This is a genomic window from Serratia sp. CY52157, assembly GCF_052168495.1.
Taxonomy (GTDB): Bacteria; Pseudomonadota; Gammaproteobacteria; order Enterobacterales; family Enterobacteriaceae; genus Serratia; species Serratia ureilytica.
On record NZ_JBJNMO010000005.1, the window covers coordinates 377146 to 389943 of the forward strand.

Consider the following 12798-nt stretch of genomic DNA (forward strand, 5'->3'; position numbering starts at 1 on the left):
ATCTGCAGAGTGGATTACAAGAAGCGTGCCAGAACGGCGGATGGGCTAACCCATTGAAAACAGAGGACAGGCATCCGGTAACGCACCGAACGCCTGGCGAAAAAGACTAACTGTTGGTCAAATTTTTTGTGGATTACGCCATTTCGACGCGCGGCTGACGCACCAGCGCCAGCGCCTGCTCGACCACCCGCGCATCGGCGCCCGGCTTGTGGGCGTTCTCGCTCAGATGGCGACGCCACTGGCGCGCGCCCGGCACGCCCTGGAACAGACCGAGAATATGGCGAGTAATGTGGCCAAGATAGGTGCCGTTAGACAGCTCGCGCTCGATATACGGATACAGCGCTTCGACGATCGCCACGCTGTCCGGCACCGCGGTCTGCGCGCCGAACAGTTCGCTGTCGACCCGCGCCAGGATACCCGGATTCTGATACGCCTCGCGCCCCATCATCACGCCGTCCAAGTGCTGCAGGTGCTGCCGCGCCTCTTCCAGCGTTTTCACCCCGCCGTTAATGGCGATGGTCAACGCCGGGAAATCCCGCTTCAGCTGATAGACGCGCGGATAGTCCAGCGGCGGCACTTCGCGGTTTTCTTTCGGGCTGAGGCCGGAGAGCCAGGCCTTGCGCGCGTGGATGGTGAACATGTCGCACTCGCCGCGCCCGGCGACGGTCTCGATAAAGTCACACAGGAAGGCGTAGCTGTCCTGATCGTCGATGCCGATGCGGGTCTTCACCGTCACCGGGATCGACACCACGTCGCGCATCGCCTTGATGCAATCGGCGACCAGCGCCGCCTGGCCCATCAGACAGGCGCCGAACATGCCGTTTTGCACCCGATCGGACGGGCAGCCGACGTTGAGGTTAATCTCATCGTAACCGCGCTGCTCCGCCAGCTTGGCGCAATGCGCCAGCGCGGCCGGATCGCTGCCGCCCAGCTGCAGCGCCACCGGATGCTCTTCTTCGCTGTAGGCCAGATAGTCGCCCTTGCCGTGGATGATCGCGCCGGTGGTCACCATCTCGGTGTACAGCAGCGTTTCCTTGGTCAGCAGGCGGTGGAAGTAACGGCAATGACGATCGGTCCAGTCGAGCATCGGCGCGATGGAGAAACGATTGGCGGCGTAGGTTGGGGCGTGGTTGTCTTTCGTCATGCTGAGTTACTGGCTACCTGAGTCTGTCTGGGTTCAACGAACGGCACGCGGCCGCAAACGGCTATTATAACGACAATCGGCGCCGTTGGGAAAACCCGCTTGCCGCCGGCAAAAATAAGCGGAGACAAGGCGAATAAACCCGCTCGTTCAGGTGTTATCTCATTACGGGCGCGCACGGCGCCTCTGCCTTGAGGACATAACCATGAACAGCTTCATTAAACGCCTGCTGGCATCGGCCATTGCCGGCTGCCTGCTGTTGTCCGGCGCGGCGCTGGCGATGGGCGGCGACGGCAGCGGCCAAACCCCGCCAACCTGTCCGAAAGGCCAGGTCTACGACAGCAAAACTCAGACTTGCATGGTAGATAAAAGCGGCAAGGTCGACGACGCCGACCGCACTAACTACGCCTATGCACTGGCGAAAAGCGGCCGTTATCAGGAAGCGCTCGATATGCTCAATACGTTGAAAAATCCCAACACCGCCGTTGCGCTGAACTATCGTGGCTACGCCACGCGCAAGCTTGGCCGCACCGATGAAGGGATCGGCTATTATTTAAAATCAGTAGCCCTCGATCCGAAATACCCCAAAGTGCGCGAGTACCTGGGGGAAGCCTATATGCTGAAAGGCCGGCCCGATCTGGCTCGCCAACAGCTGCAGGTGATCCAGTCGCTGTGCGGCACCGGGTGCGAGGAGTACCGCGATTTGGCGGCGGCCATCGACCGCCACCCGGAATCGTGATCCGACGCGCCTGCGGAGGTGACTATCAGCGGCGATGCGATACGCGATGAACTCGGCCACTATCTCTCCCGCCTGTGGCGCTATGCGCTGGTGCTCTCGCACCGGCGGGATGTCGCCGACGATCTGGTGCAGGCCACCTGCCTGCGTGCGCTGGAGCGCGCCGCGCAATTCACCCCCGGTTCACACCTGGATCGCTGGCTGTTTTCCATCTTGCACTCCATTTGGCTCAATGAAGTTCGCGCCCAACATCTTCGCCAGGGGCAAGGCTGCATGGCGGCGGAAGAGCTGGGCGATGCGGACAACGGCGAACAGCCGGTCTGGCTCCATGAAGTGATGCGGCGCGTCAGCCGGCTGCCGACGGCCCAGCGCAACGCGCTGTTTCTGGTGTATGTCGAAGGGCTGTCTTACCGGGAGGCCGCAAAAGTGCTGGCGGTGCCGATCGGCACCGTCATGAGCCGTTTGGCGGCCGCACGCCTGGCATTGGCCGATGACCGCCCGTTGGCAAACGACGGCCCGCACCGCAAAGAACGCCATCCCGCCCCCTTGCCTCCTGCTCGTCGATAACGCCCTATTCCAACGAGCGGATAACCCGACATGGCTGCCCCAGTGCCAGCACGTTGGCCGGGATGTCGCCGGTGACGATGCTGCCCGCGCCGATGGTGGTGCCGTCGCCGATGGTCACTCCCGGCAGGATCACTACGTTGCCGCCGATCCAGACGTTGTTGCCGATGGACACCGGCTGCGCCGAGGTGCGGAAAGGGAAATCCGGATCGCCGGTGAAGCGCTCTGCGGCCTTCAGCGGGTGGCTCGGCGTATAAATTTGCACGTTGGGGCCGATCAGCGTGTTGTCGCCGATGGTGATGGTATTGCAGTCAAGGAACACCGCGTTGACGTTGATAAAACAGTTTTTACCGATGCGGACATGCTGCCCGTAGTCGCACCAGAATGGCGTTTCAATCCAGCTCGCCTCCCCCCAGGCGCCGAACAGCTCACCGAGCAGGCGGTTTTTCTCGTCCGCCTGATGCGAGTCCAGCGCCCCCAAGCTTTTGATCAACGCCCTCGCCCGATGGTACATCCCGATCAGTTCTTCATCGCGGCTGTTGTACTCCAGGCCGCTTAACAGCTTCTCTCTTTCCGTCATCACACAGGGCTCCTGCTCATCACGCGGGTGAAAGGCGTTATACCGCGCTCGCCCCCCGCTCTCCAGCGCTAAAACCGGCAACGTTGATTTGCCGCCCGACGGCGGGGAAAAGTTGTGACGCATCTCTCTTTTAGCGCGATCGACGCGCCTTTCCCTGCGCTATCATCAGGGGAAAAGGGGGCAACTCTCGGCGATTCGCCGTAATCATGGTAAAATCGGCTTTTTTACGTACCGGGATATTTGCGATGAACTCAACCACCCAGGAAAAGCTGCTGGCGCAGGCTGAACGCCTCTGCCAGCAACGCAATGTGCGATTGACGCCGCAACGGCTGGAAGTGCTGCGTCTGATGACTCAGCAACCCGGTGCAATCAGCGCATATGACCTGCTCGATCTGCTGCGCATCGCCGAACCGCAGGCCAAGCCGCCGACGGTATACCGCGCGCTGGATTTTCTGCTGGAGCAAGGGTTTATCCATCGAGTGGAGTCGGCCAACAGCTACGTGCTGTGCCACCATTTCGAACAGCCGATGCATACGTCCGCGCTGTTTATCTGCGACCGCTGCGGCCAGGTGACCGAACGCACCACCGAAGGCGTGGAGGAAACGCTGCAGAAGCTGGCGCAGGAAGCCGGATTTGCACTGCGGCACAGCGTGGTGGAAGCGCACGGTCTGTGCGCCGGTTGCGTTGAAGTTGAAGCTTGTGACAGCAAGCATGACTGCGCCGAACACGATCACAGCATCGCCATCAAGAAGAAGTAAGACGAAGTCAGGTACTTCCCTGTACCTGCGGCCGGGGCGCCAGAGGATGGAGCGACGCCGGCCTGCGCTGTTGCCGGCCGCCGTCAGTGGCGGCCCTGCGTGTTACCAGCGGTGTTTGGTGTGATCTTCCCAGGCCTTCACCTCTTTTTCGGCCGCCTCTTTCTGGTAACCGTAGCGCTCCTGAATTTTGCCGACCAGCTGTTCGCGTTTCCCTTCGATGACCGTCAGATCGTCATCGGTCAGCTTGCCCCATTTCTCTTTCACTTTGCCTTTCAGCTGCTTCCAGTTACCGTCGGCTTGATCTTTATTCATAGTCTCTCCGTTAACCTGTGGTGAATCAGTGATCCCTGTCGCCGGCCGGGGTTAACCAGAAATTTTTCTGGCCGATGCTTCCTTCACCTTAAGAAGCACCGCTCCCCTTCATTTACCAGCCACATGATTCATTCTAGTTAAACATGGAAATAAAAAAGCCAAAACACAGAATAAAAAACCATCAACAAACAAAATAAAAACAAAAAACGCTAACAAACAACGAACTAACGCGAACAGATCAAGGCTGAAAACATGTAAGCAAACATGACCAAAATCATAAGAAAAGCTAACCATTAACCCAACAAAACGTCCGGTTTAATGTGCAGTAAACCAGCTGCCGCGCACCTGGTGACGGTGCCAAATCCAGCCCAATGCCACGCCACGCAACGTCAGAAACACCGCCAGCGCCAGCCAGAGCCCGTGATTGCCAAGCAGCGGCACGCTGAACAGCGTCAGACCGTACCCTGCCGCGGCCACCGCCATGCTGTTACGCATCTCAGCGCCGCGCGTGGCGCCGATAAACATGCCATCCAGCAAATAGCACCACACCCCGACCAGCGGCAAAATGACCTGCCACGGTAAATAGTGGGCGGCCAACGCGCGCAGCTCCGGTAGGGAGGTCAACGCCGCCACGATCTGCTGGCCGGTAACGGCATACGCCAGGCCGAAGGCCAACGCGACCAGCCCCGCCTGCCTGCAGGCCGCGTGCCACACCTTACGCAGTTGGCTGCCGTCCCGGGCGCCGTAGGCGTGGCCGGAATGGGCCTCCACCGCATAAGCGAAGCCGTCGAGCGCATAGGCGGTAAACGTCAGCAGGTTCATCAACACCGCGTTAACCGCCACCACATCGCTCCCCAGGCGAGCGCCGAAAATGGTCAACGACGCAAAGCACAGCTGCAGCAGCAATGAACGCAACATGATGTCGCGATTGAGCGCCAGCAGGCGACGCAGATCGCCACGCCAGGCCTGACGCAACATCGCCAGGGTAATACCACGCAGACGCATCACCCGCCACGCCAGCCACAGGCCGAGCAATAGCGTGGCATATTCGGCGATGGCGGTGGCCGCCGCCGCCCCTCGCACGTTCCAACCCAGGCCCATCACCAGCCAAATATCCAGCACGATGTTCAGCAGGTTGCCGACGATCAGCAGGATCACCGGCGCACGCACGTACTGCACGCCGAGCAGCCAGCCCAGCAGCACCAGGTTGGCCAGCGCCGCTGGCGCGCTCAACCAGCGGATCTCAAGAAAACGCCGCGCCTGCTCCAGCACCTCGCCATCGCCGCCGACGCTCCGCAGCGCCAGTTCAATAAGCGGGTAGCGCAACAGGACGATCGCCCCCCCGGCCAACAGCGCCAGCAGCAGCGGTTGCATAAAGGCGCGCGCCAGCGCCTGCGGGTTCTTCGCTCCCAGCGCCTGCGCCGCGAGGCCGGTGGTGCTCATGCGCAGGAACAGCAGCAGCATGAACAGGAAGCTGGTCGCCACCGCGCCGATCGCCACGCCACCCAAATAGATCGGGCTGTCGAGGTGGCCGATCACCGCGGTGTCCACCAGCCCGAGCAGCGGCACGGTGATATTGGAGAAAATCATCGGCAGGGCGAGGCGCCACAGGGCTTTATCGGTGTCGCTGGTGAAGGCGGAAATCAGGCGCATGATGGGATGTTCCTGTGACAGAGTGACGAAGGGCGAAGTCAGAAACAAAAACGCCCCAAAACAGGGGCGATTGATACAGGGAGCGACGGTGATGGCGCGGCGATTAAATCCAGTCGCCGTTGCGGATCACGCCGACCGCCAGCCCTTCGATCGTGAAATTCTGCTGGCGCAGATCGACCACGATCGGTTGGAATTCGTTGTTCTCCGGCAGCAGTTCAACCACGTTGCCGTGCTTTTTCAAGCGTTTGACCGTCACTTCGTCTTCGATGCGCGCGACCACGACCTGGCCGTTGCGCACGTCTTGCGTTTTGTGCACCGCCAGCAGATCGCCGTCCAGAATGCCGATGTCGCGCATCGACATGCCGTTCACTCGCAACAGGAAATCGGCGCTCGGTTTGAACAGGGATGGATCCACCTGGTAGTGCCCTTCGATGTGCTGCTGCGCCAGCAGCGGCTCGCCGGCGGCGACGCGGCCGATCAGCGGCAGCCCTTCTTCTTCTTCCATCAGCAGGCGGATACCGCGCGACGCGCCGGAGACGATTTCGATCACGCCTTTGCGTGCCAGCGCCTTCAGGTGCTCTTCGGCGGCGTTAGGCGAACGGAACCCCAGACGCATCGCGATCTCGGCACGCGTCGGCGGCATGCCCGTTTGCGAAATATGATCGCGAATCAGATCGTAGACCTCTTGCTGTCTGGTAGTTAGTGCTTTCATTCCGCCCCCTGTTTGTTTATACAGTCTTGCTGTGAGTATATACAGGTAAGCGCGGATTGGGAACCGAAGAATAAATAAAAATCAGTCAGTAGGCGCTTTGCGTCAGCCAAAATGCTGCCACAAGACCGTGCCCCAAACGAACAGCGCGAGTACGATCGCCAGCGATACCGCCGCCGATCCCATGTCCTTGGCCCGCCCGGACAGCTCATGGTGTTCGCTGCCGATGCGATCCACCACCGCCTCGATCGCGCTGTTCAGGATCTCGACGATCATCACCAGCGCCACCGATCCGATCAATAAAATGCGCGCTATCGCACCCACGTCCAGCCAGACAGCCAGTATGATAGCCAGGAGGGTCACCACCAGTTCCTGGCGGAACGCCGCCTCGTGTTGCCAGGCGGCGGAAAGCCCTTTATAAGAATAGCCGGCGGCCTTGATGATGCGGGTCAATCCGGTTGCTTGGTTTGCCATGTTTTCGTGCCTTTCTCAGAGGTCGGTCATAATAAAAAGAGTCTAGAACAGTCCGCGCTGACGGCTCTCGGTTTTCGAACACCACAGATCTGCTACCCGGTTTCTGGTATGCTTGCGGCGCATTGCTAACAAGAGGCTTCACGTTGTTATGTCAGGTTGGCGTAAAATTTATTATAAAATATTGAATTTACCACTTAAATTGTTGGTAAGAAGTAAGGTCATCCCTTCAGATCCGGTTACCGAGCTAGGGTTGGATCCCTCACGGCCGATTTTGTATGTTTTACCTTACAATTCCAAGGCGGATTTGCTGACGCTGCGCACCCAGTGCCTGGCGCAGGATCTGCCCGATCCGCTCAACGCGCTGGAGATCGACGGCACCGTGCTGCCGAGCTACGTGTTCATTCACGACGGCCCGCGCGTGTTCCGCTACTACACCCCGAAAGAAGAGTCGGTAAAGCTGTTCCACGACTACCTGGATCTGCATCGCAGCAATCCGGATCTCGACATTCAGATGCTGCCGGTTTCGGTCATGTTCGGCCGCTCGCCGGGCCGCGAAGGCCACGGCACGCCGCACCTGCGTCTGTTGAACGGCGTGCAAAAATTCTTCGCCGTGCTGTGGCTCGGCCGCGACAGCTTCGTGCGCTTCTCCAACACCGTTTCGCTGCGCCGCATGGCCACCGAACACGGCACGGATAAAACCATCGCGCAGAAACTGGCGCGCGTGGCGCGCATGCACTTCTCGCGTCAGCGCCTGGCCGCAGTAGGCCCAAGCCTGCCGGCCCGTCAGGATCTGTTCAACAAGCTGTTGGCGTCCAAAGCGATCGAAAAAGCGGTCGAGGACGAAGCGCGCAGCAAGAAGATCTCGCACGAGAAGGCCCAGCAGAACGCCATCGCGCTGATGGAAGAGATCGCCGCCGACTTCTCCTACGAAACCGTGCGTCTGTCCGATCGCGTGCTGAGCTGGACCTGGAACCGGCTGTATCAGGGCATCAACGTCACCAACGCCGAGCGCGTGCGCCAGCTGGCGCAGGACGGCCACGAGATCGTCTACGTGCCCTGCCACCGCAGCCACATGGACTATCTGCTGCTGTCCTACGTGCTGTATCACCAGGGCCTGGTGCCGCCGCACATCGCTGCGGGCATCAACCTCAACTTCTGGCCGGCCGGCCCGATCTTCCGTCGTCTGGGCGCGTTCTTCATCCGCCGCACCTTCAAGGGCAACAAGCTTTACTCGACGGTGTTCCGCGAATACCTCGGCGAGCTGTTCACCCGCGGTTACTCGGTGGAATACTTCGTGGAAGGCGGCCGTTCCCGCACCGGGCGTCTGCTGGAACCGAAAACCGGCACCCTGTCGATGACCATCCAGGCGATGCTGCGCGGCGGCGCCCGTCCGATCACGCTGGTGCCTATCTACATCGGCTACGAGCATGTGATGGAAGTGGGCACCTACGCCAAAGAGCTGCGCGGCGCCACCAAGGAAAAAGAGAGCCTGTTGCAGATGCTGCGCGGCCTGCGCAAACTGCGCAATCTGGGCCAGGGTTACGTCAACTTCGGCGAACCACTGCCGTTGACCGCTTACCTCAACCAGCACGTGCCGCAGTGGCGCGAGTCGATCGATCCGATCGAGGCTCAGCGCCCAAGCTGGCTGACGCCGACGGTCAACGATCTCGCCGGCCAGATCATGGTGCGCATCAACAATGCCGCCGCGGCCAACGCCATGAACCTGTGTTCCACCGCGCTGCTGGCCTCGCGCCAGCGTTCGCTGACCCGCGAACAATTGCTCGAGCAGCTCGAGTGCTACCTGCAGCTGATGCGCAACGCGCCTTACGCGCATGACGTCACCGTACCGTCGCAGACGCCGGACGAGCTGCTGGATCACGCGCTGAACATGAACAAGTTCGAGGTGGAAAAGGACAACATCGGCGACATCATCATTCTGCCGCGCGAGCAGGCGGTGCTGATGACCTATTACCGCAACAACATCCACCACCTGCTGGTGTTGCCGTCGCTGATCGCCAGCATCGTCATGCATCATCGCCGGGTATCGCGCGCCGAACTGCTGCGCCAGATTGGCATGATTTACCCGATGCTGAAAGCCGAGCTGTTCCTGCATAACGACAAGGAGCAGCTGCCGGACGTGCTGCGGCCGATGATCGACGAGCTGATCCGCCAACAGCTGATCTGCGACAAAGGCGACGAGCTGGTGCTGAACCCGGCGCGCATTCGCCCGCTGCAGCTGCTGGCCGCCGGGGTGCGCGAAACCCTGCAACGCTACGCCATCACCATGTCGATCCTCAGCGCCAACCCGAGCATCAACCGCGGCGCGCTGGAGAAAGAGAGCCGCATCATGGCGCAGCGTCTGTCGGTGCTGCACGGCATCAACGCGCCGGAGTTCTTCGACAAGGCGGTATTCTCCACCCTGGTGGCGACGCTGCGCGAAGAAGGCTACATCAACGACAGCGGCGATGCGATCCGCGAGCACACCCTCGAGGTGTACAACATGCTGAGCGATCTGATCACGCCGGAAATCAAGCTGACCATCGAAAGCGTCAACATGCCGGAAGAGACCAACGCTCTGCCGCAAACCGATGCGCAAGAAGAGAAAGACGAGTGATTTCACCCGGCGCGGAAACACAAAAGGCACCCCGAGGGGTGCCTTTTTTCTTGCTGCAGGAAACCGTTACGCCGGCAGATAGCTGAGCGCGATGCCGATAAACACCACCAGCCCAACATAATTGTTCTGCAGGAAGGCCTTGAAACAGGCCTCGCGCTCGCGCCCGGCGATCTGCTTCTGCTGGTGAATGAACAGCGCGCCCGCCAGCAACAGCGACCAGTAAAACGCGCCGCCGAGCTGCGCCAGATAACCGACCCACACCAGCAACAACAGCGTTGCGAACTGCAACAGCCCGACGATCAGCTTGTCATAACGCCCGAACAGGATAGCGGTGGACTTGATGCCTATTTTCAGATCATCGTCGCGATCGACCATCGCATACAGCGTGTCATAGGCCACCGTCCAGCAGATATTCGCCAGCAGCAGCAGCCAGCAGCTGAGCGGCAGCGATTCGCTGACCGCCGCATAGCCCATCGGAATGCCCCAGCCGAACGCGGCGCCCAGCACGAACTGCGGCAGGTTGGTCACCCGCTTCATAAAAGGATACACCCAGGCCAGCGCCAGCGCCGCCAGCGACAGCCAGATGGTCATCGCATTCAGCGTCAACACCAGGCAGAACGAGATCAGCACCAGCACCACGAACAGCACCTTGGCCTCTTTCGCGCTCACCCGGCCGCTCGGCATCGGCCGCCCGGCGGTGCGCTTTACGTAGCCGTCCACCGCGCGATCGGCGTAGTCATTCACCACGCAGCCGGCGGCGCGCATCAGGAACACGCCGAGCACGAACACCACCAGAATCGACAGCGGCGGCACGCCTTTCCCGGCCAGCCACAGCGCCCACAGCGTCGGCCACAACAGCAACAGCGTGCCGATCGGTTTATCAATGCGCATCAAATGGCTGTAAGCCCGCCATTTACTTTGAGTCACGCTTCCCTCCAACGTCTTGCTCTCCTCTCTTATGCGGGAACCGCTGAATACAGCGGCGAAGCCGGTAAAAACAGTTCGGTCAGCAGCAGCGGCTTGCCCGCCAGCCGCAGCCGTGAACGACGCGCCCACAGCGCGTCCTGCCGGCCGATATGGATATAGTCGCGGGTCAGATCGCCGCTGCTGAACAGATAGCTCCCGAGCGGCAGCGTCCCCAGATCCACCAACGCCTGATCGGGGCCGGTCAGCGTATGTTCCGGGATCACCGTGCGCCCCAGCAGCCAGGGCTGGTCGTCGCCCAGCAGCACCACTTCGCGCAGCCAGTAGCGCGGGCTGTCGGGCAGGTGGTTCGCCTCGTCGCCCAGCGCCTCGCGCGTGACGAAGCATTCGCGCTGCGGTTCAACGCGCACCTGGGCGCAATGGCGTTCAAATCGGCGGGTCATGGAGCCTAACTCCATCAGCCAGTCGCTGACGGCGGCGGGCGCCGGAGGATCCTGTTCGGATAACCACTCCAGCGGCGGCAGGATGGAATCCCTGATGCCAGACATTGCTTTACTCCTCGCCTGAACCGCAGCCGGTACGGCGCGCCAGACGATACAAACTGTTAACAGGCCCCCATTGTAGCGCAGAAATGCGAAAGCGGCAGGCTGATTCGTGGCGAAAACGGCAGGCCTATCGGCCGGAAAAACCGGGGTTCTGTCATCTTTTTGCCATCCGCATTCTCTATCTTCATTTCCCGGCGCGCTGACGATTCTGTGATCGCCCGCAAAGTTTCAGCTTCCTCGCGTTGTGTTATCTACGCGCGTAGATACCCTGATACGGCAGCGTTGAATCGCCATGCGTCCGACATGATTTGTCGGCACACCTTTGTTGCCGGCACCAGGGAAACCATCTTTAACCGCGCCCCTCCAGGCGCAGAACAAAAGAGGATAGCACTGCCATGAGCGAAACAACGCTTGCCCCTTCACAGACCGCCGACGCCGCGCTGGCGGCCGATGAACGCCTGGCAACCAAAGAGGGGCGCAGCCAATTTTGGCGCGCCACCTTCTCCTGCTGGCTCGGCACCGCCATGGAATACGTCGACTTCGCGCTGTACGGCCTGGCGGCCGGCATGGTGTTCGGCGACGTGTTCTTCCCGGAAGCCACGCCGCTGGTGGCGCTGCTGGCCAGTTTCGCCACCTACTCCGTCGGCTTCGTCGCGCGGCCGATCGGCGCGCTGGTGTTCGGCTGGATCGGCGACCGCAAAGGCCGCCGCGTGGTGCTGATCACCACCGTGGCGCTGATGGGCCTCTCCACCACGCTGATCGGCCTGATCCCGTCCTATGCGCAAATCGGCGTCTGGGCGCCCGCCTGCCTGGTGATCCTGCGCTTCGCGCAGGGGTTCGGCGCCGGTGCGGAGCTGTCCGGCGGCGCGGTGATGCTGGCGGAATACGCGCCGGCCAAGCGGCGCGGGCTGGTGGCGTCGATCATCGCCATCGGCTCCAACAGCGGCACCCTGCTGGCGTCGCTGGTATGGCTGCTGGTGCTGCAGCTGGACAAGGAAGATCTGATGAGCTGGGGCTGGCGCATTCCGTTCCTCGCCAGCATTCTGATCGCCGGGGTGGCGCTGTACCTGCGCCGTCACGTGCGGGAAACGCCGGTGTTCGAACGCGAGCTGCAGCAAAACCACCAGCGCATGCTGGACGCCGCCCAGGCCGCGCCGGATACGCGCAGCTACCTGCAACGTACCAAAGCGTTCTGGGTGATGCTCGGCCTGCGCATCGGCGAAAACGGCCCTTCCTACCTGTGCCAGGGCTTTATCGTCGGCTATGTCGCCAAGGTGCTGATGGTCGATAAATCGGTGCCGGCGTTGGCGGTGTTGATCGCCTCGCTGTGCGGGTTCCTAGTGATCCCGCTGGCCGGCTGGCTGTCCGATCGCTTCGGCCGCCGCATTACCTACCGCTGGTTCTGCCTGCTGCTGGTGCTGTACGCCTTCCCGGCGTTCTGGCTGCTCGACAGCCGTGAACCGGCTATCGTCATCTCGGTGATCGTGGTCGGCATGTGCATCGCGTCGCTGGGGATCTTCGGCGTTCAGGCGGCCTACGGCGTCGAACTGTTCGGCGTGAAGAATCGCTACTCCAAGATGGCGTTCGCCAAAGAGCTCGGTTCGATCCTCTCGGGCGGCACCGCGCCGCTGATCGCCACCGCGCTGCTGTCCGGTTTCGGTCACTGGTGGCCTGTCGCCTGCTATTTTGTTGTAATGGCGGCCATCGGCTTAATCACCACCTTCTTTGCTCCCGAAACCCGCGGCCGCGATCTCAACCTGCCGCAGGATGCCGCGTAGCGAGAAGGCG

13 protein-coding genes are annotated in these 12798 nt (G+C 61.2%); 5 read left to right on the forward strand and 8 right to left on the reverse strand.

The genetic code is table 11. The features are described 5' to 3' along the window. Window positions 1-133: 133 nt before the first annotated feature. A complete protein-coding gene (gene dusA / locus ACJ8IP_RS18400; protein ID WP_033644410.1) occupies window positions 134-1144 on the reverse strand; it encodes a tRNA dihydrouridine(20/20a) synthase DusA in 1011 nt (336 codons plus the stop codon). A gap of 202 nt (window positions 1145-1346) precedes the next feature. On the opposite strand from dusA, the gene ACJ8IP_RS18405 reads away from it, so the two are divergent. Both ACJ8IP_RS18405 and ACJ8IP_RS18410 read left to right on the forward strand, forming a co-directional pair. Beyond that, window positions 1347-1880 carry a tetratricopeptide repeat protein gene (locus tag ACJ8IP_RS18405; protein WP_042785465.1) on the forward strand — a complete coding sequence of 178 codons (534 nt, stop codon included), beginning with the start codon at window positions 1347-1349 and terminating at the stop codon, window positions 1878-1880. A gap of 18 nt (window positions 1881-1898) precedes the next feature. After that, window positions 1899-2444 carry an RNA polymerase sigma factor gene (locus tag ACJ8IP_RS18410; protein WP_033644408.1) on the forward strand — a complete coding sequence of 182 codons (546 nt, stop codon included), beginning with the start codon at window positions 1899-1901 and terminating at the stop codon, window positions 2442-2444. A gap of 4 nt (window positions 2445-2448) precedes the next feature. On the opposite strand, the gene ACJ8IP_RS18415 is transcribed toward ACJ8IP_RS18410, so the two are convergent. Then, window positions 2449-3021 (reverse strand): sugar O-acetyltransferase, encoded by a 573-nt coding sequence (locus tag ACJ8IP_RS18415; RefSeq protein WP_042785466.1) that lies wholly within the window; start codon window positions 3019-3021, stop codon window positions 2449-2451. Window positions 3022-3266: 245 nt separating this feature from the next. Here ACJ8IP_RS18415 and zur point away from each other — a divergent pair, with 245 nt between their 5' ends. After that, complete coding sequence (gene zur, locus ACJ8IP_RS18420) at window positions 3267-3779, forward strand: zinc uptake transcriptional repressor Zur (protein WP_413712844.1); 513 nt, start codon at window positions 3267-3269, stop codon at window positions 3777-3779. Between the two features lie 102 nt (window positions 3780-3881). On the opposite strand, the gene ACJ8IP_RS18425 is transcribed toward zur, so the two are convergent. From ACJ8IP_RS18425 to ACJ8IP_RS18440, 4 genes are all read right to left on the reverse strand, one after another. Further along, entirely contained in the window at window positions 3882-4091 is a 210-nt protein-coding gene (locus ACJ8IP_RS18425) for a CsbD family protein (protein ID WP_004936743.1), read from the reverse strand. 315 nt (window positions 4092-4406) lie between these two features. Next, the gene (gene dinF / locus ACJ8IP_RS18430) at window positions 4407-5744 is read right to left on the reverse strand and encodes an MATE family efflux transporter DinF (protein ID WP_442524484.1); all 1338 of its coding nucleotides are present in this window, start codon (window positions 5742-5744) and stop codon (window positions 4407-4409) included. Between the two features lie 103 nt (window positions 5745-5847). Continuing rightward, complete coding sequence (gene lexA, locus ACJ8IP_RS18435; protein ID WP_025160136.1) at window positions 5848-6456, reverse strand: transcriptional repressor LexA; 609 nt, start codon at window positions 6454-6456, stop codon at window positions 5848-5850. A gap of 102 nt (window positions 6457-6558) precedes the next feature. Continuing rightward, window positions 6559-6927, reverse strand: coding sequence for a diacylglycerol kinase (locus ACJ8IP_RS18440; RefSeq protein ID WP_015379225.1), 369 nt, complete (start codon window positions 6925-6927; stop codon window positions 6559-6561). 148 nt (window positions 6928-7075) lie between these two features. Between ACJ8IP_RS18440 and plsB the strand changes: the two genes are divergently transcribed. Continuing rightward, complete coding sequence (plsB, locus tag ACJ8IP_RS18445; protein WP_046897191.1) at window positions 7076-9541, forward strand: glycerol-3-phosphate 1-O-acyltransferase PlsB; 2466 nt, start codon at window positions 7076-7078, stop codon at window positions 9539-9541. Window positions 9542-9607: 66 nt separating this feature from the next. Here plsB and ubiA read toward each other — a convergent pair whose 3' ends face one another. Then, window positions 9608-10480, reverse strand: a complete 873-nt coding sequence (gene ubiA, locus ACJ8IP_RS18450) for a 4-hydroxybenzoate octaprenyltransferase (RefSeq protein ID WP_025304455.1) — start codon at window positions 10478-10480, stop codon at window positions 9608-9610. 17 nt (window positions 10481-10497) lie between these two features. Continuing rightward, window positions 10498-11013 carry a chorismate lyase gene (gene ubiC / locus ACJ8IP_RS18455; RefSeq protein WP_164106561.1) on the reverse strand — a complete coding sequence of 172 codons (516 nt, stop codon included), beginning with the start codon at window positions 11011-11013 and terminating at the stop codon, window positions 10498-10500. Between the two features lie 392 nt (window positions 11014-11405). Between ubiC and ACJ8IP_RS18460 the strand changes: the two genes are divergently transcribed. Then, entirely contained in the window at window positions 11406-12788 is a 1383-nt protein-coding gene (locus ACJ8IP_RS18460) for an MFS transporter (protein ID WP_033651213.1), read from the forward strand. The last annotated feature ends 10 nt before the right edge of the window (window positions 12789-12798 follow it).